This window comes from Corallococcus praedator, assembly GCF_003612125.1.
Classification (GTDB): Bacteria; Myxococcota; Myxococcia; order Myxococcales; family Myxococcaceae; genus Corallococcus; species Corallococcus praedator.
This window is the reverse complement of sequence record NZ_RAWI01000010.1, coordinates 1-22,214: the sequence shown is the minus strand read 5'-3', so window position 1 is coordinate 22,214 and position 22,214 is coordinate 1. Positions and strand designations below refer to the sequence as shown.

At 67.6% G+C, this 22,214-nt stretch carries 23 protein-coding genes; 11 read left to right on the top strand and 12 right to left on the bottom strand.

The features are described 5' to 3' along the window. Nucleotide 1: 1 nt before the first annotated feature. Nucleotides 2–2,200 carry a peptidase domain-containing ABC transporter gene (locus tag D7Y13_RS02445; protein WP_120582414.1) on the top strand — a complete coding sequence of 733 codons (2,199 nt, stop codon included), beginning with the start codon at nucleotides 2–4 and terminating at the stop codon, nucleotides 2,198–2,200. Here D7Y13_RS02445 and D7Y13_RS02440 read toward each other — a convergent pair whose 3' ends face one another. The 4 genes from D7Y13_RS02440 to D7Y13_RS02425 all read right to left on the bottom strand — a co-directional run bounded on the left by D7Y13_RS02440 (nucleotide 2,201) and on the right by D7Y13_RS02425 (nucleotide 5,353). Then, on the bottom strand, nucleotides 2,201–3,226 hold the full coding sequence (locus tag D7Y13_RS02440) for a DUF5700 domain-containing putative Zn-dependent protease (RefSeq protein WP_147452419.1): 1,026 nt from the start codon (nucleotides 3,224–3,226) through the stop codon (nucleotides 2,201–2,203). A gap of 106 nt (nucleotides 3,227–3,332) precedes the next feature. Beyond that, the gene (locus D7Y13_RS02435; protein ID WP_120532924.1) at nucleotides 3,333–3,719 is read right to left on the bottom strand and encodes a hypothetical protein; all 387 of its coding nucleotides are present in this window, start codon (nucleotides 3,717–3,719) and stop codon (nucleotides 3,333–3,335) included. Between the two features lie 147 nt (nucleotides 3,720–3,866). Continuing rightward, nucleotides 3,867–4,211, bottom strand: coding sequence for an antibiotic biosynthesis monooxygenase family protein (locus D7Y13_RS02430; RefSeq protein ID WP_120582416.1), 345 nt, complete (start codon nucleotides 4,209–4,211; stop codon nucleotides 3,867–3,869). Then, on the bottom strand, nucleotides 4,208–5,353 hold the full coding sequence (locus tag D7Y13_RS02425) for a cytochrome P450 (protein WP_120582417.1): 1,146 nt from the start codon (nucleotides 5,351–5,353) through the stop codon (nucleotides 4,208–4,210). The genes D7Y13_RS02430 and D7Y13_RS02425 overlap by 4 nt, the downstream gene beginning before the upstream one ends. 62 nt (nucleotides 5,354–5,415) lie before the next feature. On the opposite strand from D7Y13_RS02425, the gene D7Y13_RS02420 reads away from it, so the two are divergent. Then, nucleotides 5,416–6,099, top strand: a complete 684-nt coding sequence (locus D7Y13_RS02420; protein WP_167508719.1) for an ArsR/SmtB family transcription factor — start codon at nucleotides 5,416–5,418, stop codon at nucleotides 6,097–6,099. Here the strand turns inward: D7Y13_RS02420 and proC are convergent. The 3 genes from proC to D7Y13_RS47675 are packed head-to-tail and all read right to left on the bottom strand — an operon-like array spanning nucleotide 6,081 to nucleotide 7,464. Next, a complete protein-coding gene (gene proC / locus D7Y13_RS02415) occupies nucleotides 6,081–6,926 on the bottom strand; it encodes a pyrroline-5-carboxylate reductase (protein ID WP_120582418.1) in 846 nt (281 codons plus the stop codon). The genes D7Y13_RS02420 and proC overlap by 19 nt on opposite strands. 16 nt (nucleotides 6,927–6,942) lie before the next feature. Beyond that, entirely contained in the window at nucleotides 6,943–7,200 is a 258-nt protein-coding gene (locus D7Y13_RS47680) for a DUF481 domain-containing protein (protein WP_233595303.1), read from the bottom strand. A gap of 45 nt (nucleotides 7,201–7,245) precedes the next feature. Next, nucleotides 7,246–7,464 (bottom strand): hypothetical protein, encoded by a 219-nt coding sequence (locus tag D7Y13_RS47675; protein ID WP_233595304.1) that lies wholly within the window; start codon nucleotides 7,462–7,464, stop codon nucleotides 7,246–7,248. A gap of 500 nt (nucleotides 7,465–7,964) precedes the next feature. Between D7Y13_RS47675 and D7Y13_RS02405 the strand changes: the two genes are divergently transcribed. The 5 genes from D7Y13_RS02405 to D7Y13_RS02385 all read left to right on the top strand — a co-directional run bounded on the left by D7Y13_RS02405 (nucleotide 7,965) and on the right by D7Y13_RS02385 (nucleotide 14,688). Further along, on the top strand, nucleotides 7,965–8,402 hold the full coding sequence (locus D7Y13_RS02405) for an Hsp20/alpha crystallin family protein (protein ID WP_158620274.1): 438 nt from the start codon (nucleotides 7,965–7,967) through the stop codon (nucleotides 8,400–8,402). Nucleotides 8,403–8,482: 80 nt separating this feature from the next. Further along, nucleotides 8,483–9,370 carry a PhzF family phenazine biosynthesis protein gene (locus D7Y13_RS02400; RefSeq protein WP_120532929.1) on the top strand — a complete coding sequence of 296 codons (888 nt, stop codon included), beginning with the start codon at nucleotides 8,483–8,485 and terminating at the stop codon, nucleotides 9,368–9,370. 265 nt (nucleotides 9,371–9,635) lie between these two features. Beyond that, complete coding sequence (locus D7Y13_RS02395; RefSeq protein WP_120532930.1) at nucleotides 9,636–10,868, top strand: RCC1 domain-containing protein; 1,233 nt, start codon at nucleotides 9,636–9,638, stop codon at nucleotides 10,866–10,868. A gap of 193 nt (nucleotides 10,869–11,061) precedes the next feature. Beyond that, complete coding sequence (locus D7Y13_RS02390; RefSeq protein ID WP_120582420.1) at nucleotides 11,062–12,150, top strand: acyltransferase family protein; 1,089 nt, start codon at nucleotides 11,062–11,064, stop codon at nucleotides 12,148–12,150. A 162-nt stretch (nucleotides 12,151–12,312) separates the two neighbouring features. Then, complete coding sequence (locus D7Y13_RS02385; protein WP_147444182.1) at nucleotides 12,313–14,688, top strand: RCC1 domain-containing protein; 2,376 nt, start codon at nucleotides 12,313–12,315, stop codon at nucleotides 14,686–14,688. Nucleotides 14,689–14,797: 109 nt separating this feature from the next. On the opposite strand, the gene D7Y13_RS02380 is transcribed toward D7Y13_RS02385, so the two are convergent. Further along, a complete protein-coding gene (locus tag D7Y13_RS02380) occupies nucleotides 14,798–16,072 on the bottom strand; it encodes a PQQ-dependent sugar dehydrogenase (protein ID WP_158620275.1) in 1,275 nt (424 codons plus the stop codon). A gap of 625 nt (nucleotides 16,073–16,697) precedes the next feature. On the opposite strand from D7Y13_RS02380, the gene D7Y13_RS02375 reads away from it, so the two are divergent. The 3 genes from D7Y13_RS02375 (at nucleotide 16,698) to D7Y13_RS02370 (ending at nucleotide 17,967) form a co-directional block, all read left to right on the top strand. Continuing rightward, nucleotides 16,698–17,345, top strand: coding sequence for a hypothetical protein (locus D7Y13_RS02375; protein ID WP_158620276.1), 648 nt, complete (start codon nucleotides 16,698–16,700; stop codon nucleotides 17,343–17,345). A gap of 143 nt (nucleotides 17,346–17,488) precedes the next feature. Next, a complete protein-coding gene (locus D7Y13_RS45620) occupies nucleotides 17,489–17,626 on the top strand; it encodes an antitoxin Xre-like helix-turn-helix domain-containing protein (RefSeq protein ID WP_158620277.1) in 138 nt (45 codons plus the stop codon). Next, entirely contained in the window at nucleotides 17,623–17,967 is a 345-nt protein-coding gene (locus D7Y13_RS02370; protein WP_120582424.1) for a hypothetical protein, read from the top strand. Before D7Y13_RS45620 ends, D7Y13_RS02370 begins: the two co-directional genes overlap by 4 nt. A 112-nt stretch (nucleotides 17,968–18,079) precedes the next feature. Here the strand turns inward: D7Y13_RS02370 and D7Y13_RS02365 are convergent, their stop codons facing one another. Beyond that, nucleotides 18,080–18,955: an NAD(P)-dependent oxidoreductase gene (locus D7Y13_RS02365; protein WP_120582425.1), complete on the bottom strand. Its 876-nt coding sequence runs from the start codon at nucleotides 18,953–18,955 to the stop codon at nucleotides 18,080–18,082. Between the two features lie 26 nt (nucleotides 18,956–18,981). Next, nucleotides 18,982–19,743: an SDR family oxidoreductase gene (locus D7Y13_RS02360; RefSeq protein WP_120582426.1), complete on the bottom strand. Its 762-nt coding sequence runs from the start codon at nucleotides 19,741–19,743 to the stop codon at nucleotides 18,982–18,984. A 158-nt stretch (nucleotides 19,744–19,901) separates the two neighbouring features. Between D7Y13_RS02360 and D7Y13_RS02355 the strand changes: the two genes are divergently transcribed. Continuing rightward, nucleotides 19,902–20,771, top strand: a complete 870-nt coding sequence (locus D7Y13_RS02355; RefSeq protein WP_233595306.1) for a helix-turn-helix domain-containing protein — start codon at nucleotides 19,902–19,904, stop codon at nucleotides 20,769–20,771. 33 nt (nucleotides 20,772–20,804) lie between these two features. Here D7Y13_RS02355 and D7Y13_RS02350 read toward each other — a convergent pair whose 3' ends face one another. Then, entirely contained in the window at nucleotides 20,805–21,050 is a 246-nt protein-coding gene (locus D7Y13_RS02350; protein ID WP_120536663.1) for a hypothetical protein, read from the bottom strand. Between the two features lie 25 nt (nucleotides 21,051–21,075). Then, nucleotides 21,076–22,214, bottom strand: a 1,139-nt coding sequence (locus D7Y13_RS02345; RefSeq protein ID WP_120630630.1) for an alpha/beta fold hydrolase, incomplete at its 5' end; no start/stop codon positions are given.

Below are 22,214 nucleotides of genomic sequence, written 5' to 3'. Positions count from 1 at the left end.
CATGCCCGATACTTCAAGGTCCCTGCTCGAGCGGTTTCCGTCCCTGCGGCGGCTGATTCCCAAGGCCCCTCGCAAGCGGCTGCCCTACATCCAGCAACTCAGCGCCACCGAGTGCGGCGCGGCCTGTCTGGCCATGCTGCTGAACTACCATGGCCGAGAAGTCCGCTTGGACGAGGTCCGGGATGTGATGGGGCTGTCCCGCGATGGCGCGAGCCTCGCCGGGATCCTCGCCGCGGCCAGCCACTTCCGGATGCGGGGGCGCGCCGCCCGATTGGAGCTGGGAGATCTGCAGTACCTGCCTCCCGGGTCCATCCTCCACTGGGAGTTCCAGCACTTCATCCTCTTCGAGCGGCTCGACGGAGAATGGGTCGACGTGGTCGATCCAGGGGTGGGGCGGCGCAGGATCGCCCTTGCCCAGTTCAGCCGTTCCTTTACCGGCATCGCCCTGTTGCTCGAGCCGGGAGAGTCCTTCGAGAAGGCCCGCTCCGACGAGCGGCCGTTGCGACGGTACGCTTACAAGCTGCTGGTGCAGTCCGGGCTGTTGGCGCGAATCCTGGTCGCCTCGTTGCTTGTGCAGCTCTTTGCCCTTGGACTGCCCGCGCTGACGGGAGTCCTGGTCGACAAGGTGGTTCCGCGCGGGGATGTCCAGTTGCTGTGGATCCTCAGCGCGGCCATGGCGTCGGTGATGCTCTTCTACCTGCTCTCCTCCCTCACGCGCTCGTTCTTCCTGGTGGCCATGCGGGTGGAGCTGGATGCGCAGATGACCCTGAGCTTCCTGGAGCATCTGCTCGACCTGCCCTATGCCTTCTTCCAGCGGCGCTCCTCGGGCGACCTGATGAACCGCCTGTCCAGCAACTCCGCGGTGCGGGAGTTGCTCACCACGGGGCTTCTGTCCTCGGTGCTGGATGGGGTGATGAGCCTGCTGTGTCTGGTCATCCTCGCGTTCATCAGCATCCCCATCTTCCTGTTGGTCCTGGGCCTGACGCTGGTCCAGGTCATGATCTTCGTGGCGACGCGGCGGCAGCAGTACGAGCTGATGGCGCAGAACCTGGAGGCGGAGGCGCGCTCGCGCACGTTCCAGATCGAGATGCTGGCGGGCATCGAGACGCTCAAGGCGATGGGGGTGGAATACCGGGCCGCGGAGCGCTGGTCGGGGATGCTGGTGGATGTCCTCAACGTGGCGCTCAAGCGGGGGCACCTGAACGCGTTGACGGAATCCCTCCAGGCCACCTTGCGCCTGGGCTCGCCGCTCGTGGTGCTCTGTTTTGGGGCCGCGCAGGTGTTGGGGGGACAGTTCAGCCTTGGCACGCTGATGGCGCTCAGCGCGCTGTCCGCGGGCTTCTTCATCCCCCTGTCGAACCTGTTGTCCACGTCAGCCCAGGTCCAGGTGCTCAACGGCTACCTGGAGCGGATCAACGACGTCATGCAGGCGGAGCCGGAGCAGGCAGCGGACTCCTGCTCTCCGGTGGGAGTGCTTCAGGGAGGCATCTCTTTCGAGAAGGTGTCCTTCCGGTATGCGTCCAACGGGCCGTTGGTGCTCCAGGACCTCGATCTGGTGGTCAAGCCCGGGCAGCTGGTGGCCATTGTCGGACGAACGGGCGCGGGCAAGTCCACGCTCGCGAGTCTGCTTCTGGGCCTCTACTCGCCGTCGGAGGGGCTGATTCGCTTCGATGGACGGGACCTGCGCGAGGTCGACCTGCGCTCGGTCCGGCGTCAGGTCGGAATCGTGATGCAGAACGCGTACATTTTCGGCGGCTCCCTGCGCGCCAACATTGCCCTGGCCGATCCCGAGCTGCCGTTGGACGACATCATCGAGGCGGCGAAGCTGGCGCAGATCCACGATGAAATCATGGCGATGCCCATGGGCTATGACACGCCGTTGGTGGACCGGGGCGCCTCGCTGTCCGGCGGTCAGCGGCAGCGGCTGGCCCTGGCGCGTGCACTGGTCCGCAAGCCGTCCATCCTGCTGCTGGATGAGGCCACGAGCGCCTTGGATGCCATCACCGAGCAGCGCGTCCAGGCCTCGCTTGCCGCGCTGAACTGCACCCGGATCGTCATCGCCCATCGACTCAGCACGGTGGTGGGCGCGGATCTCATCATCACGCTCGACAAGGGCCGCATTGTCGAAATGGGGACCCACCGCGAGTTGCTCTCCCAGGGCAGCCACTACAACGCGCTGGTGGCCGCCCAGCTCCGGTGATCAGAACGCCAGTCGCTCGAGGAGCTTCGCGTTCCAGTGCGGCCGGGTACCGCCAGCCTTCGCCGTGGCTTCTTCATACGCGCCGGGCAGGAGGCGTGGATCCTCCATGCATTGAAGGAGCCGGGCGTGCCCCAGATGCCGCTCGACGAGGACCGCCATCTGGTAGCCGACCGTGTACCAGGGGCCTTGTTCAGGACCGTAGAAGCGGGCGGCTTGCTGGCGCAAGGCATCTCCCTTGAGTCGGCCTTCGAGGATGCTCACGAAGAAGGCGTCCAGCTCCGCGAAGTGTTGGGGGAAGTTCGCGATGTCCCGGTCCCAGCGCTCCCGGTCCTCGACCTTGCTCACCGCATGGGGATGCGCGTCGGGTCCCCCCGCGGCCGCGAGCATGGCGAAGCCTTCTCCAAAGGCGCCCATCCATTGGCAGGCGTCCTGGACCTGCTGGGACTGCGTTTCGACCTTCGCGAGGAGGTCGGGACGCTTGTGCCCTCCAAGCCCCACGTGATGCGATTCGTGGGCGACCATGACCTCGAACTGCGGCTGGGTGAGGTTCGGATCGAGATACAGGAAGATCGAAGGCTCCTTGCCGCCCAGGTCGAAGACGAAGGAGTTGTCCTGTGGCTTGATCATCGGGCAGAGGGTGAACGACTGCGGACTCCCGGTGGGAAGGAAGCGCTGCACCTTGCGCGAGAGTGATTCCAGGTCCGTCTTCTTCCATTCCTGAAGGGAGCGGAGGAAGGTCGCTCTCTGGCTTCGCACTTCCGGATTCGTGAGGTGACGGCGGAACGCCTCCAGGTCGACTGTCCGAGGCGTTCCCAGTGTCTTGCCCAGCGCGACCTCTCGCGCTTCGAGCCGCACGAAGCACTTGCTGCGAAAGAGCTTCTTCCAGTCGGAGGGGCTGGCCGCCTCGCCTTTCTCCAGGATGGCGAGGGCCGCGTCTGCTTCGGAGGTGTCCCACCGGATGTCGAGCCGGGCCGCTGGCGTCGCGCCAAGAAGGTGTGCGGAGGTCATCAGGGAAAGAACAAGCATGGGGCCGCCTTGTGCATGAGCCTGAGCGGTGCGGATTCTATACCCGTTGGAAGGTGGCGGCTCATCCAATTCAATTCATGGCAGAGGTGCCACGGGCGGCGCCGGGTCAAGGCCCGTAGGGGCACAGCTTCAGCATCTCCGCGATGGGCGGACGGCAGAGCTGGACGAGCTGCGACTCATCCAGGAATGAAGACGTCCGTGCCTTGAGGAAGCATGACGCGGGATCATCCGACTGCGTGGCGTACTGGCAGAGCTGGAGCGCCTGCGGATCCGACAGGAAGCCTCCCTCCTGGACGCGGCGGAAACACCGGGCCGGGGCTTCGGAACGAGCCCCCTGACAGAGCTGGGCCGCGAGGGTTTCACTCGCGGCGCCTCCTCCCGAGCGGAGCTCCTCGAAGCAGGAGAACTGCGGCGACCCTTCGGACCCTTCTTCGGGCGGGTCCGCTGTCTGTCCCAACGCTGGAGACCCGAGCAGCAGGGCCGCCAGCCCCATGAGCCCTGCATTCCTGAACCCATCCCTCATCGTGCACCCCCGGAAAGAAGGTGGGGGAGTCATTGCCCGCATGCGACGGGGGGAGATGCCACCCACGGGGCTGTCCGAACGGAAGGCCTCTTGGAGACCTGTCGTCGCCCCTCCAGCTCAGCCGTGCACGGTGCGACTGTCGGCGGGCACGGCTGCCCGGTCCTTCAGGCTGTAATCCCTGACGACGTGGGCCACTCGCAGCCGGTAGTCGCGGAACACGGACTCTCTTCCTTCACTCTGGGCCTCACGGTGGGCTTCCAGGCGTCGCCACTCGGCCACCGCGGCCTCGTCACGCCAGTAGGACAGCGACAGCAACTTGCCCGGTTCGCTGAGACTCTGGAAACGCTCGATGGAGATGAAGCCATCGATGCCCGACAGCAGGGGCCGCAGGGCCGCGGCGAGGTCGAGATACCGCTGGCGGTGGTCCTCGTGGGCCCAGACTTCGAAGATGACGGCGATCAAGACAGACCTCCCAGGATGCGAGCGTTGGTGGACGCACGCCAGGTGACGGATTGCGACAGAGGGGTGAGATCCAGGCCGCTCGCGAGCACCCGCTCCACGGCCGCGGAGGCCATCGTCACCGCGAGCGCCTGTCCCGGGCAGGCATGGGCGCCCAGTCCGAACGTGAAGGTCCGGCGGGCCTCGCGGCGGGGGAGGAAGGCGTCGGGCTGGGGATTCACGCGGGGATCGCGGTTCGCGGCGGCGAGCACGACGACCACCGTCGCTCCCGCTTCCAACTCCTGCCCCGCGAGCGTCGCGCGCGCAGGGAGGAAGCGCCGGGTGTTCTGGACCGGCGACTCGTGGCGGGCTGCTTCGCGGACGACGTCCTCGAGCGAGCACTCACCCCGGGCAAGCTGCTCGCGCAGCTCGGGCATCCGCGCGAAGGCAAGCAGTGAAGCCCCCACGAGGCCCGCGGTGGCTTCATACGCCTGGGTGAGCAATCCCACCGCGTTGGGCACGAGCGCTGCGATGGGCGCTCCCACCTGTTGCATCCGCGCGGCGAAGGCGCTCAACACATCAGGGGTGCGAGGCCTTGCTTGAAGGCTGACGGCCACATGTTCAGTGAGCCGCGCGGCCGCCTCTGCTCCCGCGTGGCTCGCCGCAGGATGGGCGACCGAACGGACATAGGCCTCCACGTCCCGCGCGCGCTCCTCCAGCGTGTCCTCTGGAAATCCCAGCAGGGAGCCGAGCACGAGCACGGGGAACTGGAGCGCCAGCTCCGGCAGGCGCGACAGCCGGGACTCCGAGAAGAGCCGGGCGGCCTGGCGGTGGCCCTCCGTTGCCACCGCTTGCATCACCATGGGGAGCACGTCGGCCAGCGCCTGCTTCACGAGCGGGTAGGGCGCGGCGTCGTTCATCCGCACCAGCCGCCCGAAGAGCACGCCAGCGGCGGAGTCCACCAGATGCAGGGGAACGGGCTCCGACGGGGGCCGCACCCGGCAATGCTCGCTCGTGAGCACGGCCTGCACCGTGGCGGCATCCGCCGCGATCCACGGCTCGAAGCCCGGGATGCGCTGCAGGCCACCCTGTTCACACAGGGCGGCGTAGTACGGGTAGGGGTCGGGGTGGGTGACGGCCTGATACGGGTCGGTGGGCGGTGTCATCAGTCCTCGCTTCGGGCACTGTCCTCCTCCTGGACCCTCCCTGTGCTAGGAAACGGTTCGTCATGGAACGAACGATGGATGCAGGGCCGGACCTCGCCGCGCTGGCGGGCGCCGTGGGGGATGCCACGCGGATCCGGATGCTGGAGCTGCTCATGGAGGGGCGGTCGCTCGTCGCCAAGGAGCTGGCCTTCGGCACCGGCGTCAGCCCCGCGACGGCCACCGTGCACCTCAAGCGCCTGGAGCAGGCCCGGTTGATCCGCTCGACCCGCCAGGGGCGCAACAAGGTGTTCCGGCTCGCCACGCCCACCGTGGCGCGGATGGTGGAGGCGCTGATGACGGTGGCCGTCCGAGGACCCCGGGCCTCGGCCACGCCGGAGCCGCTCCGGGCCGCTCGCTACTGCTACGACCACCTGGCGGGAAGGCTCGGGATGGGCATCACCGATGCGCTCCTGCGCGGTGGGCACCTCTCCCTGCGGCGCCGCGCCTTCGCGCTGACCCCGAGCGGCGAGGATTGGTTCGAGGCCTTCGGCATCGAGCTGGCCCCCTTGAGAGAACAGCGCCGCCAGTTCGCCCACCGCTGTCTGGACTGGAGCGAGCGGCGCGACCACCTGGCCGGGGCGCTGGGGGCGGCGCTCGCCTCACGGGTGTTCTCGCTGGGCTGGGTGGAACGTCAACCCGACTCGCGCGGACTCGTCGTCACGCCCTCGGGCCAGCGGGGCCTGCGCCGTCACTTCGGCGCGCTGTGAGCGGAGAGCTCCGCGCGTTCCTTCGCGCGCTGGATGCCAATGGACACGGCCTCGCCCACGACGCGTGAGAGCCCGTGGGTCTCCAGCGCTTCCAGCCCCGCCACGGTGATGCCGCCCGGGGTCGCCACCTCGGCGATGAGGCCCGTGGTGGTGGCGCCGGGTTCGGCCAGGAGCTTCGCCGCGCCAATCAGCGTGCCCCTCGCGAGTGCCGCCGCCTCCGTGGCCTCCATCCCGTGGGCCATCGCGGCCTGGGCCAGCGCCTCCACGAAGCGGAACACATACGCGGGGCCCGTGCCGGACACGCCGGTGCAGACCGTGAGCTGCTCCTCCGTCACCCACAACGGCTGGCCCGTCGCCGCGAACAGGGTGTCGGTCGCCTGCCGCGCGGCCTCCGTGACCCGCGTGCCCTGCGTGAGCGGTGTCAGCCCCGCGCCCACGCCCACCGGGGTGTGCGGCATGGCCCGGATGACGGCGACCGTGGACGGCAGCGCCGCTTCCAACTGCGCGAGGCGCACGTCCGAGGACAGCGACACCACCACCTGGCCCGGCTCCAGCGCGGGGGCGATGAGCGCCATCACCTCCGCCATCTGCGCCTGTCGCACCGCGAGCATCACCACCGCCGCGCCGCGCACCGCCTGGGCGTTGTCGGTGAGGACGTGCACGCCGTGCCGGGAGCGCAGCTCCTCGCCCCGTTCGGGCCGGCGCACGGTGACGCGGAGGTCGGACGGGCTCACCTGTCCGGAGCGCAGCAGCCCCTTGATGATGGCTTCCGCGAGCTTTCCTCCACCAAGGAGGACGATGGGTGTGGGGACGGGATGGGACGCCATGGCGGGCAGTCTACTCCTAGAACTTCACGCCCACGGTGGTGCGAAGCTGGGTGTCCATGGCCGGCACCGTCGCGGGGGGCGCGCTGTCGTAGGTGAGGTTGAAGCCGATGCCCACCGTGCCGAAGGTGAGCCCGGTGGCCTCCTCGTTGAACAGCACGAAGCGTGGCCCGGCACCCAGGAGGGCTCGCAACTGGAGCCGGCGGAACTCGTTGTATTCGTGCTGGACGAACGCCTCGCCGGACACGCGCTCCGTGAAACGCCTCCGGAAGCGCACGTGCTCCAGGACCTGGCTGACGATGCGCTCGCCGCTGGCGAAGGACTACTCGCCCCGGATGACGCCCAGCCAGACGTTGCGCTCGGAGCGGAGCTGCCCCACCAGCGAGCCGCGCACGGAGAACAGCTGCGTGCTGCCCGTGCGCCAGTCGCCACCCAGTTCGATCGCGGCCGCCGGTCCCAGCTCCGCCTTCTCGTCGAAGAGCGCCTGCACGTTGACGATCTGCGCGGACGCGCTGCCCGCCAGGAGCAGCCCCGCCAGCACCCCTCACCCGACCTTCTTCGCGTGATTCATGCCTGCCTGCTGTGCCTGCTCGGAGCCGCTCGTTCAACCCTGTTATGGGAGAAAGGACGGTGACGGGCCATGGGCAGGCCCGGCCATGCTTCCACCGGAGCCGTTGTGCGGGCGGCAGCCTCTTGATGGCGCCCGCGCGGACCGCCAGCTTTCAACTGGGATGATCTCATCCCACTTCGATTGGAGGGGACTGCCCGACGGGCCAGAGGCCGGCCGGGCCGCTCTCCGAGGAGGCTGTCATGGCAACCGAAAACGTGAAGGCCGGGGGCTCCGGGGGCTCGAGCACCCCACGGGCTGGGACCCAGGGAACGGAGCAACCCAGGCAGGCCGACGTCCCACGCGAAACCGCTCCCACCCGCGCTTCCTCCAGGGGCTCGGGAATCTCGCGCCGTGAAGCGCAGGTCCCCGCCGTCCAGAGGGGAGGCATTTCCCAGAGTCCATTCGGGTTCTTCCGCCGGATGATGGAGGACATGGATCAGCTCTTCATGGACTTCGGGATGGGACGCGGCCTCGGCCTCCGGAGCGGAGGCGACGTGGAGTTCGGCTCCTGGTCGCCGCAGGTGGACGTGGTGGAGCGGGACGGAAACCTCCTGGTGAGGGCCGACCTGCCCGGGATGAAGCAGGAGGACATCCAGGTCGAGGTGCGCGAGGACCTGCTCATCCTCGAAGGTGAACGGAACTTCGAGCAGGAGGAGGAGCAGGAAGGCATCTGGCGCATGGAGCGCGACTTCGGCTCATTCCAGCGCGTCGTACCGCTCCCGGAAGGCATCGACACGGAATCCATCCAGGCCCGGTTCGAGGATGGCGTCCTGGAGGTCTCCATGAAGCTGCCGCAAGCCAGGGCCCTGGGCCGGCGCATCGAAGTGAAGGGTGGCGCCAAGGGCGCTCCGAAGAAGCCCATCCACTGAAGGGCCCCGCGCTTGACGGCGACCGAAGGGCGGAGCATGCCTCCGCCTTTCAGCGCCCCTTTCTTCGCTCGGAGTGCCCCATGCAGGTGCAGATCATCGATGCCTTCACCCAGACCCCGGGGCAGGGAAACCGGGCAGGGGTGATGCTCGACGCGTCCTCGCTCGATGTCCCCACGATGCAGCGGATCGCCGCCGTGGTGGGGGCCTCGGAGACGGCCTTCGTCCTGTCCCGGCCGGAGGACCCCACGGTGCGCCTGCGCTACTTCACGCCCGTGGATGAGATTCCCTTCTGTGGTCACGCCACCGTCGCCACCTTCCACCTGCTCGCGGAGAAGGGGCTGCTGCGAAGCCCGGGCACCTACCGCCTGGAGTGCCCCGCCGGCATGTTCGACATCGAACTGGAGCCCCGGGGCCCGCGCGGGACGCAGGTCTGGATCGTCACCCCCCAGCCCGCGGCGCAGCCCAGCCCCGTGTCGTTGGAGGCGCTGATGCCCCTGCTGGGCGGCACGGTGGCGCAGGTGGACACGGGGCTGCCGGTGATCCGCCAGGGCCACCGGTTGGTGGTGCCCCTGAGGCGCAGGGAGGACCTGGAAGCGCTGGCCCCCAGGGGCGCGGCGATGAACGCCCTGCTGATGCCGCACGGCGTGCGGGGCGTGTATCTCTTCACGCGGGACGCGAAGGAGGAGGGCAGCGTGGCGCAGGCGCGCTACTTCGTCCCGGGCTTCGGCATCCTGGAGGATCCCGTGACGGGCTCCGCCGCGGGCCCGCTGGCGGCCTACCTCGCGGAGCACGGCGTCCTGCGCCTGCCGGAGCAGGGCGGCACCGTGAGCAGCCGCATCGAACAGGGAGACACCCTGGGCAAGCCGGGCCGCATCGACATCGAAGTCACTGGCAGGCCGGGCCGCATCGAGCGCGCCCGCGTCGGTGGGGTGGCCCTCACCGTGATGGAGGCCACGATCGTCGCGTAGGGCATGTGGGTGTCATGCCAGCAAGCCGCTGCGGGCATTCTGTGTTTGGGAAACACCCGCGCGATACGGCCGCCAACATCGTGTGCGCGAGCCCTGGACTTTCGCGGTCGGGCGGGTCGCGCCAGGGGCGAAGACGACCCAGATTCCAACGCAACCCTGTGCAGGTAGCTTCGCGCCGCGCTCCTTTCGACGCTTCCCTGGCGGTGCCCTGCACCCGGGAGCTGGAAGAGGAGCCGCGCCCGTTCCGAAATCGAAAGAGGCTCGTATGAAGTCAGAAGCACGGCAGTGGTGGGGGTGGATGCTCTTCGTGGTCAGCGCCGTGATGGTGGGCTGTGGGGGCGAGCCGTCCGCCTCCGGTGCCACCCAGGAGGCACGGACGCAGCCACTGGCGTTGAGGACCGCCAGCAACCGCCTCACGCAAGGGGGCCGGATCGCCGCCGGCTGGTACCACTCCGTGGCCGTGCTGGAGGACGACACCGTGTGGGCCTGGGGCGAGAACACCTTCGGCCAGGTGGGCGACGGGACGAACGCGACCCGGAGCTCGCCGATGCAGGTGGCGGAGCTGACGGGTGTCACGCAGGTGAGCGGGGGCGCCTACCACTCGGTGGCGTTGAAGGCGGATGGCACCGTGTGGACCTGGGGCTACAACGTCTATGGCCAGCTCGGTGACAGGACGACCTTCGCGCGCAACGCGCCGGTGCAGGTGGACGGCCTCACGGAGGTCACCGCCCTCGCGGCGGGGGGCTACCACTCGGTGGCCTTGAAGGCGGACGGCACGGTGTGGACCTGGGGCTACAACGGCTACGGGCAGCTCGGGGATGGGACGGACACGGAGCGCGCCCAGGCCCTTCAGGTGCCGGACCTCACGGGAATCACTTCCATCGCCACGGGGCGCAACCACGTGCTGGCGTTGAAGGAAGACGGCACGGTGTGGATCTGGGGCGACAACACGTTTGGCCAGTTGGGTGACGGGACGACGGTGCACCGACGTTCACCGGTGGAGGTGCAGGGCCTGACGGGCGTCACGGGCGTCTTCGCTGGCATCTTCCACTCGTTCGCCGTGAGACAGGACGGCACGGTGTGGGCCTGGGGCTACAACGTCTATGGACAGCTCGGAGATGGGACGACCCTGGAGCGCCATGCGCCCGTGCAGGTGTTGGACCTCACGGACGTCACGGCCCTGGCCGCGGGGGGCTTTCACACGCTGGCCCTGAAGCAGGACGGCACGGTGCGGGCCTGGGGCTACAACGGCTACGGCCAGCTCGGGGATGGCACCGACAACGAGCGCAGCAGGGCCGCGCTGGTGCCGGACCTCACGGGCGTCACGACCGTGGCCGCTGGCTACAATCACTCGCTCGCCGTGAATGCGGACGGCACGGTGTGGACCTGGGGCTACAACGATTACGGCCAACTGGGTGACGGGACGACCGTGCACCGACGTTCGCCGGTGGAGGTGCCTGGACTGGCGGGCGCCGAAAACGCACTCCAGGGTCCCTGAATCCAGCGAGCGCCTGTCCGCGTCGCGCGCGGGATGCGGGAACCCGAGCTGAAGCGCGGGCTCGGCGGTCTGGATGCCAGCTCGCTCTCTTGGCGAGGGTGCCGGGCCCGCCCGGGTGCCGTGCGCCCTCGGGAGAACGACAGGCCGGGCTTTGAGCGGCGGGGGGCTCGGGCGAGACTGGAGGGCGGTGCCCATGCCCTCCACTTCACCCACCCTGCGACAGTGCCTGGACGGCAGGCGCAACAACCTGGACTTCATCCGGTTCGTGGCCGCGGTGGGCGTCATCTTCTCGCACGCGTTCCCCCTGGGACAGGGCGCGGGAACGCCGGAGCCGTTCGAGGCGCTGACCCACGGGCAGATGACGCTGGGCCGGCTGTGCGTGGCGGTGTTCCTGCTCATCAGCGGCGTGCTCATCACCCAGAGCTACGAGCGCTCGCCGAGCATGGCCCGTTACCTGTGGGCGCGGGCGCTGCGAATCTTCCCAGGGCTGGCGTGCGTGTTGTTGGCGACCGTGTTCCTGCTCGGGCCCGCGCTGACGGAGCTGCCCCTGGCGGGCTACTTCCAGTCGCCGGAGACGTATCTCTATCTCCTGCGCAACCTCGCCCTGTACCAGCCGCAGTGGAACCTGCCCGGCGTCTTCCACGGCAACGCCTACCCGGACGCGGTGAATGGCTCGCTGTGGACGCTGCTGTACGAAGTGGGGTTCTACCTGCTGGTCGCGGGGCTGGGCGTGGTGGGGCTGCTGCGGCGCCAGGTGGCCCTGGTGGCCTGGGCGGTGGCGGCGCTGGTGCCCTTCGTGCCGCGCGTGGGCCCCCGGCTGAACCTCTGGCCGGAGCTGTATCTCTACTTCGGCGGTGGCCTGTTGCTGTACCTGTTCCGGGAGCGGCTGCGGATGAGCCCCTGGCTGGCGCTGGGCTGCGTGGGAGTGCTGGTGGCGACCGCGCGCTGGGGCGGCCTGAAGTACGCCGTGGGGAGCTGTGGCACGTACCTGGTGCTGTACCTGGCCTTCCTGCCGAGCCGCCTCTCAAGCTTCGCGCGCCACGGAGACTTCTCCTACGGCGTGTATGTCTATGCGTTCCCCGTGCAGCAGACCGTGACCTGGCTGATGGGTGGCTCCGTGGCGTGGTGGGTGAACGCGACGCTGTCGCTGCCCGTGGTGGTGCTGCTCGCGGCGCTCTCCTGGCATCTGGTGGAGAAGCGGGCCCTCCGGCTGAAGAACTCGCCTCCGGTGTTCGGGTTCATGGCCCGTTTCTCTTTCGGGAGTTTTCGCCGACGTGGGTGAGCTGAAGTCATCGCGGACCGGTGTGGCGTCCCCCTGACCCAGCGGCGTGATGGGTGCACGGTCGGTAAGGTCGCCGACTCCCTTTTCTGGTGATCCTCCGGATACGTCTCCGCGGCGACGCCTGGGAAGGAGTCCATCGAATACCGCGTGCGGAGAAACACGATGTCTCAAGAGCGAAGAAGCAGGCTGTTCTGTCTGGCTGTGGGCCTGATGGTCGCGCTGGCCGGGTGCGTCTCCGAGGATGCGTCCGGAAGCGCGCAGGTGGTGGTGACGCTGCCTCAGGGGCTGAGTGCCAGTGATGTGGTGCGGGTGGAGTTGACGGTGAGCGGAGAGGGGATGACCGCTCGCACCGACGCGCTGGTGAAGACGGGCGCCCAGTGGGGCGGAGTGCTGGGAAAGCTTCCTGAGGGAGAGGGGCGCACCTTCCATGGAGAGGCTTTCGACGCGCAAGGTGCGAGGCGCTACGAGGGAGAGGCGACGGGTGTCCGCATCTTCACCGGTGAGACGACGGCGGTCGCGCTGGTGCTCCAGGAAGTGAATGCCCCCGCGCCCTTTGAAAACACGGCGCCCGTCATCACCTCGCTGGTGGCCAGTCCTTCGACGGTCGGACCGGAGGGGGTGGTGGCGCTCCAGGCGAGCGCGGAGGACTCCGACGCGGAGGACGACCTCACGTATGCATGGACAGCGAGCGCGGGCAGCTTCAGTTCGCCTGGCAGCCTCACCACGACGTGGGTGGCGCCTTCCGTGCCCGGCGCGGTGGTGTTGACGTTGACGGTGACGGACTCGAAGGGGGCCTCGGACGCCGTCAGTCTGAGCATCACGGTGACGAGTGGCACGGGGAGCGCGGCCGTCAACGTGACGGTGAATACGTGGCCCAGGGTGACAGGGGTGACGGCGATGCCCTCATCCGTGGCGGTGGGGCAGGCCACGTCCGTGACGGCCCTGGCGGGTGATGCGGATGGGGACGGCCTGGGCTACCAGTGGACGTCGGATTGCCAGGGCACGTGGACGGATGAGACCTCGCCGAACGCAAGCTTCACGCCGACAGCGCAGCCGCCCATGGGAAGCGCGTGCGCCCGGTGTTCGCTGAGGGTGACGGTGGCGGACGGAAGGGGAGGGCAGACAACAGGGACGCTGGGCGTCTGCGTTGGGCCCTCGACGCAGGCGCGCTTCCCGCCGGAGGTGGTGGAGACGTTCCAGTCCGTCGTCAGTGTTCCGGCGGAGGGGGGAACCGTCGTCTTCAGGGTGAAGGCGAAGGACCCGCAGGACAGCGCGCTCACCTTCGCCTGGACCACCAACGTGGGGGCGCTGGGCGCGGCCTCCAGCGGCAGTGTGACGAGCGAGGTCCTCTGGACGGCGCCTTCCTGCATCCCCGAGGGCACGACGCCCGCGGTGACGGTGTCCGTCACCAACGCGCTGGGGCTCTCCTCCAGCGCTTCCTTCGGTCTGCAAGGGGGCACGGTCTGCACGGCACCGTCGGGGCGCGTGATTCGAATCGCGGGCTCCTTCTACTCCACCATGGCGTTGAAGCAGGACGGCACCGTGTGGACCTGGGGCCGAAACAATTTTGGCAACCTTGGGGATGGGACGACCGTCAACCGCGACACGCCAGTGCAGGTGCAGGGCCTGACGGGGGTGACTGCCATTGCACCAGGCGACACCCACATGCTCGCCCTGAAGCAGGACGGCTCCGTTTGGGCCTGGGGTGACAACGGCGCCTACGAGCTGGGGGACGGGACCACGGTCCCTCGTCCCACCGCGGGGCTGGTGCCAGGTCTGACGGACGTCGTGGCGATCGCGTCAGGTGGCTATCACTCGCTGGCCTTGAAGCAGGACGGCACCGTGTGGGCCTGGGGCTGGAATATCGACGGCTCCCTTGGAGACGGCTCGAAGGCCGCGCGCGCGGTTCCGGTCCAGGTGCAGGGGTTGACGGGCGTCGTGACGCTCCGAGCTGGCTGGCACCACATGATGGCCGTGAAGCAGGACGGGACCGTGTGGGGCTGGGGGCTCAACTCCAGAGGTCAACTCGGGGACGGGACGACCGCTGAGCGCCTCACGCCAGTCCAGGTCCAGGGCTTGACGGATGTCGCGGCCATTGTCCCTGCCGCCTACCACACGCTGGCCTTGAAGCAGGATGGCACGGTGTGGGCCTGGGGCTACAACGACTACGGACAACTCGGGAATGGGACGACCACCAGCAGCTCCTCGCCAGTGCAGGTGCCGGGCCTGACAGGTGTCGTCGCCCTTGCCGGGGGCCGATACCACTCGCTGGCCCTGAAGCAGGACGGCACCGTGTGGGCCTGGGGTTGGAACCACCGTGGCCAGTTCGGGGATGGGACGACCACCCACCGCGGCGTGCCAGGACGGGTGCCAGGCCTGACGGGGGTTTCGGCACTCACCGCGGGGCAGCAGTCCACGTTTGCCTTGAAGCAGGACGGCACCGTGTGGGCCTGGGGTGACAATGGCTGGGGTGCCCTGGGGGCCGGACCGTCCACGGACCAGCACTCGCCCGTGCAGGTCCACGTGTTGGGGCACTGAGACGTCGAACGGCCGCCCCGCGCCCGGTGGGCAGGGCGGCCGTTGCGTAAGACGCGTCGTGAGCCACGCGATGCTGTACGTGCGCACGAGTTGAGCGTGGGGCGTCTGGTTATCGCTGGTAGCCGATTGCGATGATCTGGCCTGACGCGTCGCTGCTCACGAACAACTCGCCATTGGGGCCCACCCCCAACCCCACCGGCCGATGCGGCCAGCCGGCTGCGGTGTCGCTGGTTCCGTCGAACTCGAAGAACGGCTCGTAGCGAACCGGCAACCCGTTCTCGAACACCACCCGCGCCACCTCGTAGCCCTGGGCGGGCTGTCGATTCCAGGAGCCATGGAAGCTGACGAAGGCGTCGTTGACCACCTCGGGCGGGAAGGACGCGCCGTCGTAGAAGATGATGTCGAGCGGCGCAACGTGAGCGGGCATCGCCAACATTGGAGGCACCACATGGTTGACGTCGCGGCACCACGCATCGGAGTGGGTGCCATCATTCATGAAGCCCGGATCTGCCCACTGTGTCTTCGGGCCCATTCCCACGCCAGCCGGAAGCAGGAACTCACTGAAGCAATAGGGGTAGCCATAGAACCGCCCGGCTTCAGCGAAGAGGTTCAGCTCTTCAGCGGGATTGTCGGTGTGAATGTCGCCCCCGAGGTCAGCACGGTTGAGGTTGTCTCGCCCGTTTTCCACACCCCACAGCCGGCCCTGGCTGTCGAAACGCAGGCCCGCTTCGTTCCGAAGGCCATCGGCAAACACCTCGCCGTCCGTGAAGGCCACATTGCCCGCCTGAACCTGGGCCGCGGTGAAGCGACGAATGCGAGCGCGCGTCGAGTTGCTGTCCACGTTCGCGGCTGAACCGACGCTCACGTAGAGGCGGCCTTCGGCGTCGAAGATGATGGTCCGGGTGACATGGCCGCCCGCGGGGATGCCGGTCACCACTTCTTGCTGGCCGCTCAGCGCTGCCCTCATTCCGGTTGCGAACGGCCAACGCAGGACGCGCGTCGCGGAAGAGGCATAGAGAAATCCGTCGTGCAGTGTGATGCCATGGTTGAGCCCGCTGACTTCGACCAGCGTCGCCCGTTCGGACGAATCCGAAACGCCGTCACCGTTCGAGTCGTAGAGCGCGGTGACTCGACCCGCGCTGCGCTCGACCACCAGGACGTCTCCGTTCGGAGCGACGATCAACCCTCGCGGATCAGAAATGGTCGCCCAGGTCCATGCACAGTACCCCGCTGGTAACCTCGCATTGGCCACGTTGGCGCTTGCGGGCCCCAGGCAACTGTTCTTGAGAGAAGCGCCGGCATCGGAACTCCCGCCGCCGTCGGCCACACCGGCGTCACCCGTTGGGTTTTGATCTCCGGCATCGGTCCGATCCCCGGCATCCATTTCGACGCCGGCATCGCTCGCGGTAGAGGACGGGTCTGAACAACCCAGGAGGACAGAGGCACAGAGCGCTGCGACGAGCCCAAATCGCTGGTGGGACGGGAGGGAGAAGCATCTTCCAGTCATGGTGTTATTGCCTCAAAGAAAGAGGGGTTTGCTGCGGCCCGTGTTCCTTGTCGAGCGCTCCAGTGCTTCTGGCCGGGCGATCGACAGAAATACGCCCCGAGCCCGCAGGGCACCAGGGACTGAAATTGAATGGGCTTTAAAGGAGAGATTTAAAATGGGGTGCGCCCTGCGAGCATTGAAGAGGACACCGACGCGGCGATGCTTCACTTCGCACTGGGCCAGAGCGCGAGGGCAAGTACGAGATCGCGCCGCGGGTCGTTCTCGTAATCCAGGCTGGCGGTTGAGGTCTGGCAGCATACCAGCGCCCGCCTACCGTAGGTTCAACTGGTGCGAGGTGGTCGTGCCGAACAGCGCATTGCCGGGTACGCACGAGGTGTGAAGTGTGAGGCAGCGTCGCTCATTGACACTCGCGCGCTGTTGGGGCCACGCTGCGACGATGACCAATACTCGTCACAGTGGCTCCCTTCGACAAGCGCTGACTGTAGTGGCTGCGTTCGCGCTCATGCTCGGCATCGGCAACGAGGCTGAGGCTCAACAAACGGGCAAGACGACCCGATACTGGGATTGTGCCAAAGGAAGCGCTTCGTGGACTGGGAAAGCCTCAGTTACCGGTCCGGTTAAAGCTTGCGCAAGCGATGGCGTCACCGTGCTCAGTCCGAATGCGCAAAGCGGTGCGAATGGTGGTACTGCCTTCATGTGTAACAATAATCAGCCATGGGCTGTGAATGATAGTCTGGCGTATGGGGTTGCCGCAGCGTATGTGCCCGGCGGGTCAGAAGCCACTTTGAGCTGCGCCTGTTACGAATTGACATTCACCAGCGGGTCCGCGAATGGCAAGAAGATGGTGGTTCAGGTTGTTAATACGGGAGGGCCTTCGGGTGACACCCATTTCGACCTGCTAATCCCTGGCGGGGGTGTTGGCATGTTCAATGCCTGTACGCCTCAGTGGAATGCTCCCTCCAGTGGTTGGGGTGGCCAGTACGGCGGCATCAGCAGCCGAGATCAATGCTCCATGCTGCCGTCTCAATTGCGGCCGGGCTGTTATTGGCGATTCGATTGGTTCAAGAACGCGGATAATCCTACCGTGAGCTTCAAGCCGGTCGCCTGTCCCACGGCAATCACCAATAAAACTGGCTGCATCCGCAAGTAAGGTAGGCGAACGTATCGTTGACCCCCTGCGCGGGCCGGGTTCCTTCGGGGACTCGGCCCTTTGCATTCTGAGGGAGTGATCGGGCGAATGAGCTAACCCAGAGCCCGTTTGACGCGATCGCCGAGGTTTGATCTCCTCGGGGCATGAGCGAAGGACTTCCCACGCCGGAGAAGTTGCGGCGGGCCATCGTGCGCGCTTTCCACGAGGAGCGCCTCTCGTACGAGCAGCTTGCCCACTTGCTGGGCATCGGAGAGGCCACGGTCAGTGCAATACCTCCATGATTCGCGAGTACGGATGGGCGCCCGTGGGCCAACTGTGGAGGCGGAGGGAATCGAACCTGCCGTCTGGCAAGAAGACGCTCATCTTTCAAGGCGAGCACTACGGGGTTTGGCGTCTGGCAGAGCACATCCCGCGCAACGTCGAGTCGCCGTATTTCAATCTCCAGTGGAAGCTGGCATTCGAGGCCTCGACGGGAAGAGGCCGCAGTCCCTGGTATCAGGACAAGAAGCTGAAGCCGCATACCGTCGCGGTGTCCCTCGAGGCATTCCTCGAAAGCGATGAATCCGCCGGGTTTCAAGGCGGAGTCCGGTACTTCTTCGGCCATCGTATCGACGCGCCGTAGCGCAGCCGTGACGCGCGTCACCCTACCGTCCTCTCGCCGCGGCTCACGGCACGTACAGCTCCCGCCGCAGTGGGGGGGGCAGGACCTGGCTCCCGCCCGCGCCGCGCCCTGCTCAGCGCATGAACCGTGTCAGCGCGGCGAAGTCATCCTGGCCATGCCCTGTCCGGAGGGCTGCCTGGAAGAGCTGATCAAAGGCTTCGGGCACCGCACGGTGGAGCCCGCGCTCCTTGCACAGCTCCAGCAGGTGTCTCAGCGCCCCGGCGTGGACTTCGATGGTGGCCAGCGTCGCCGTGTCGGCGGCGAAGCGGCGCTGCTGGACCCGCGTGACGAGGTCCGTGACGCCTCCGTCCACCACCGGGGCGAAGGCCTTGACGTAGCCCAGGAAGGTGTCGAGCGGGATGCGCTCCGCCTCGCAGACGGCTACGCCCTGGAGCACGCCGAACAACTGTCCCCACATGGACACGAGCAGCGCGCTGTCGAGCGCGGCGGCATGCCCCACGTCGCTGCCCACGTGCTGCGTATTGCCACCGAGCGCGAGGAGGATGGGTCGGGCCTGCTCGAACAGCTCGCTCGGACCCGAGTAGAGGAGGGTTCCCCCAGGCTGCCCGATGAAGTCCGGTGTCCCCATGATGGCGCCATCCAGGTAGGGGATGCCGTGTTGCTGCGCCCAGGTGGCCTGCTCCCGTGCCTGGCCCGGTGAGCCGGACGTCAACTGCACGAGCAGCTTTCCGCGCAGCGCTTGTGTCACTTCGTCCGGCCGGAGCAACGCGTCGCTCGCTCCGTAGTCGCTCACGTTCACCACGACGAGGTCCGCGGTGGCCACGGCGTCCCGCACCGTCGCCGCGATGCGGGCGCCCTGGGCGGCCAGGGGCTCGCACTTCGCCCGCGTGCGGTTCCAGATGTCGACCGTGTACCCCTGCTTCAGGAAGGCACTCACGAGCGCGGAACCCATGCGCCCGACCCCGAGGACTGCGATTGCTGGCTTCATGTCGGTGCTCCTCTTCGTGGGAAGTGCTAGCGGTGCGGCGTGGCGACCTGCGTGAGTCCCCCATCCACGGGCAGCTCGGCCCCCGTGGTGAAGGTGGCCTCGAAGGCGAGGAACAACACTGCCCGGGCGACCTCCTCGGGCGAGCCGATGCGTCCCATGGGGGTGGTGTCGTTCCCCTCCTTCTCGAAGGCTGCCAGCTCCTCCGCGGACGCGCCATCGACACCCATGGTCGGCGTCTTGATGAAGCCGGGACTCACCGCGTTCACCCGGATGCGTCTGGGCAGCAGCTCCGCGGCGAGCCCTTGCGCGAAGGAGCGGAGCGCCGCCTTGGAGCCCGAGTAGACGCTCATGCCGGGAACCCCCGTCACGTTGGCGACGGAGGTGGTGAAGACGAACGCGCCACCCTCGTTGACGAGCGGGGCCAGGCGCTGCGCCGTGAAGTACGCGCCCTTGGTGTTGATGTCGAACGTCTGGTCATACACCTGCTCGGTGACGTGCTCGAACATGCCGAGGCGCGCGAAGCCGGCGTTGATGAACACGAAGTCCACCCGGCCGAGCTTCTCCTCCACGGCCCTCGCCAGCGCGTCGATGTCGGCAAGGCTTGACGTGTCCGACCGCACCGCGTGTGCCCGGGGCCCGAGTTCCCGCCGCGCCACTTCGAGGCTCTTCTCGTTCCGGCCCGTGAAGAGCACCTCGGCACCTGCGTCGAGGAGCGCCTTGACGGTCGCCAGTCCCATTCCCTGCGTCCCGCCCGTCACGACTGCCTTCTTGCCTGCGTACCTGCCCATGGACTTCTCCTTGGTGACGCGGCAATGAATAGGGAGAAGGCCCGCGGCGGTCGCACACGTTCGGACGCGCGTGGAGCACGTTCGGACGGCGGCGGACGCGGCCTCCCGGCGCTATGTCAGCAACGCACAGCGCGGCACCGGTGCAAGGAGCGCGAGGCATGGACAGGCAGATGCAGACGACGGGCACGCGGGAGTCCATCGACGCGGTACGCCCCCGGCTCGGGCTGCACGTGGACTTCCACACGGCCGAGGCCGGGGTCATGGAGCTTGATTCCGTTCCCGACCACCGTCTCAAGATTCATGCGGGGACGCCCCTTCGCGGGGCCTGCCGCGTCCACCGCTTCGTCTACACGCAGGGCGACATCGACCTCTTCCCGGCCGGGATGTCGGATGTCTGGGAGAACCAGGACGCGAGCGCCTCCGTGCTCGTGCGGCTCTCCCCGGCCCTCCTGCGGCGCGCGGCGGAGGACATGGGACGGGACCCCGACCGCGCGGGCCTGGAGCCGCGCCATCAGTTCAGGGACCCGCAGATTGAGCACATCGCCTGGGCGCTCGACGCGGACCGCAGGGCCGGCCATCCCGGCGGGCTGCTCTACACCGAGTGCCTGGGCCTGGCGCTCTCGGTCCACCTGCTGGGCCGCTACCCGGCGCCCTTCGGACGCGAGCGCGGCCTGTCGAAGCCGCAGCTGCGGCGCGTGACGGAGTACATCGAGGAGCACCTCGACCAGAATCTTTCCCTGGCACGGCTGGCCGGCGTCGCCGGAGTCAGCGCGTCGCACCTGAAGACCCTGTTCAAGCGCTCCACGGGGCTGCCGGTGCACGGGTACGTCGTGCAGCGACGGGTGGAGCGCGCGAGGACGCTGCTGCAGCGGGGCGGAAGGTCCGCCGGTGAGGTGGCGCTCGAAGCGGGTTTCTCGCACCAGAGCCACATGGCGCGTTGCATGCGGCGGGTCCTCGGGGTGACGCCCTCCGTGGTGGCGCGTGACGCGCGCACCGGGAGTCCTCCGCGAGAGGGGCAACGAGGGTGAAGCTCGCACGAACGGAGTGCGCTTCGCGGGTCGCTACTTCACGAGATCAAACCACCACACCTCCGCCCAAGCTGTTGTCTGTTCAGTTTGAATCACGACATTCGAATTCGACGTCATCGCGGCGATCGCGAGGGCCAGCACTTCATGGTTGTGCTCCTGCTTGGCCAGGAACGGCGTCCAGTCGAATGCGCCGTCCAAGGCCTTGAGCGAGAAATGGACGCGTCCATCGCTGGAGTTGATGCCAGCCGAATTGATGAGACATCTTCCGCTGTAAGCCATCGATATCCTCCTTGTTCTGCGTCAATCACCCTGGACCGCTCATCAGCAGCGGCACGAGAAACGAAACGTCCGTGCGCCTGGGCGGCCGTGGGCTCAGGAGCAGCGGCACGAGAAAGGAGACGTCGGTCCTCCTGGTGGGCTGTGGCTTGAAGAGGAACCTGGCGATCTCTCTCGCCAGGAAGGCGGGCCGCTCGACGTGGATCGAGTGCCCGGTGCGGAGCAGGAAGAGACTCTCCCCGGGCGTGTTCGCCATCAGGTTCGACAGGGTCCGGGTCGCGTCAAAGATGTTGGAGCCCTGGAAGTTGTCGTCCTGGCCCGCCGCGAGCAACTGGCGCACGGTGTTCAGTTCGTACCGCCAGGGGGTGGTGTTGTCGAAGTGATTCACGCGGTCGACGTGGCTGTAGATCAGTTGCTCGCCAGCGAGGCGCCAATGCCATTGGCGAAAATTCGCGCAATACGTCTCACGTCGTGCCAGTCGTGCCTCCCTGATATGGAATTGCCTGCAGGGGATCCAGGATTGGCTGTACCAGAACTCGGGCTGCTGGGTTCGCATGAACACAGGGTCGATGAACCTGTCGAACACCTCGGCGAAGTAGTCGGCGCGTGAGCCTGTGATTTCTGGCAGGTCCCAGTGGTCCCGGCAGCGGTCGGGTCCCTTGCGTTTGATCTCGTCCCGGATCATCGGGTCCCACACCGAGGCCGGAGACCACGACACGATGCCTGCGCCAATCCATGGCTGGGCACGCAGGTCGCGCCGCCCGAGCCGCAGTCCCAGGTTGCCTCCGAGGCTGCCGCCAATCACTCCGGCGAAGCGATCCTTGATGGGAGTGATCCGGTCCAGCGCTTCGACAAAGGCGACCACGAAGTCCTCCTCGAAGTCGAGGATCGGGGTGCGGACCAGTTCGCCATCGAAGATGCCGCCAGGGTAGGTGGTGGCGTTGGACAGGGCGGCCCTCGTGTGCGCGAAGGTTTCCGCGTAGCCACTGTTCGGTAGGTCGAAGGAGATGACCGCGTACTTCGTACCAATGGCGAGGCCTGCCTTGAGGAGCTCCGGGATGAGGGGGAGCGCTTCGTCCGCACTCGAGCTGTGACCGTGAAGGAACAGGATCACGCGGTGCCCGTCGGGAATGTACGGCACGGGATCCGGCGGCAGGGTGCGGGGGG

What these genes read in the sequence shown, in the direction of transcription:
- D7Y13_RS02445 (WP_120582414.1), top strand. Translation starts at nt 2, where the DNA reads ATGCCCGATACTTCAAGGTCCCTGCTCGAGCGGTTTCCGTCCCTGCGG.
- D7Y13_RS02440 (WP_147452419.1), bottom strand. Translation starts at nt 3,226, where the DNA reads ATGCTTGTTCTTTCCCTGATGACCTCCGCACACCTTCTTGGCGCGACG.
- D7Y13_RS02435 (WP_120532924.1), bottom strand. Translation starts at nt 3,719, where the DNA reads ATGGGGCTGGCGGCCCTGCTGCTCGGGTCTCCAGCGTTGGGACAGACA.
- D7Y13_RS02425 (WP_120582417.1), bottom strand. Translation starts at nt 5,353, where the DNA reads ATGACACCGCCCACCGACCCGTATCAGGCCGTCACCCACCCCGACCCC.
- D7Y13_RS02420 (WP_167508719.1), top strand. Translation starts at nt 5,416, where the DNA reads ATGGAACGAACGATGGATGCAGGGCCGGACCTCGCCGCGCTGGCGGGC.
- proC (WP_120582418.1), bottom strand. Translation starts at nt 6,926, where the DNA reads ATGGCGTCCCATCCCGTCCCCACACCCATCGTCCTCCTTGGTGGAGGA.
- D7Y13_RS02405 (WP_158620274.1), top strand. Translation starts at nt 7,965, where the DNA reads ATGGATCAGCTCTTCATGGACTTCGGGATGGGACGCGGCCTCGGCCTC.
- D7Y13_RS02400 (WP_120532929.1), top strand. Translation starts at nt 8,483, where the DNA reads ATGCAGGTGCAGATCATCGATGCCTTCACCCAGACCCCGGGGCAGGGA.
- D7Y13_RS02395 (WP_120532930.1), top strand. Translation starts at nt 9,636, where the DNA reads ATGAAGTCAGAAGCACGGCAGTGGTGGGGGTGGATGCTCTTCGTGGTC.
- D7Y13_RS02390 (WP_120582420.1), top strand. Translation starts at nt 11,062, where the DNA reads ATGCCCTCCACTTCACCCACCCTGCGACAGTGCCTGGACGGCAGGCGC.
- D7Y13_RS02385 (WP_147444182.1), top strand. Translation starts at nt 12,313, where the DNA reads ATGTCTCAAGAGCGAAGAAGCAGGCTGTTCTGTCTGGCTGTGGGCCTG.
- D7Y13_RS02380 (WP_158620275.1), bottom strand. Translation starts at nt 16,072, where the DNA reads ATGGATGCCGGGGATCGGACCGATGCCGGAGATCAAAACCCAACGGGT.
- D7Y13_RS02375 (WP_158620276.1), top strand. Translation starts at nt 16,698, where the DNA reads ATGCTCGGCATCGGCAACGAGGCTGAGGCTCAACAAACGGGCAAGACG.
- D7Y13_RS45620 (WP_158620277.1), top strand. Translation starts at nt 17,489, where the DNA reads ATGAGCGAAGGACTTCCCACGCCGGAGAAGTTGCGGCGGGCCATCGTG.
- D7Y13_RS02370 (WP_120582424.1), top strand. Translation starts at nt 17,623, where the DNA reads ATGATTCGCGAGTACGGATGGGCGCCCGTGGGCCAACTGTGGAGGCGG.
- D7Y13_RS02365 (WP_120582425.1), bottom strand. Translation starts at nt 18,955, where the DNA reads ATGAAGCCAGCAATCGCAGTCCTCGGGGTCGGGCGCATGGGTTCCGCG.
- D7Y13_RS02360 (WP_120582426.1), bottom strand. Translation starts at nt 19,743, where the DNA reads ATGGGCAGGTACGCAGGCAAGAAGGCAGTCGTGACGGGCGGGACGCAG.
- D7Y13_RS02355 (WP_233595306.1), top strand. Translation starts at nt 19,902, where the DNA reads ATGGACAGGCAGATGCAGACGACGGGCACGCGGGAGTCCATCGACGCG.
- D7Y13_RS02350 (WP_120536663.1), bottom strand. Translation starts at nt 21,050, where the DNA reads ATGGCTTACAGCGGAAGATGTCTCATCAATTCGGCTGGCATCAACTCC.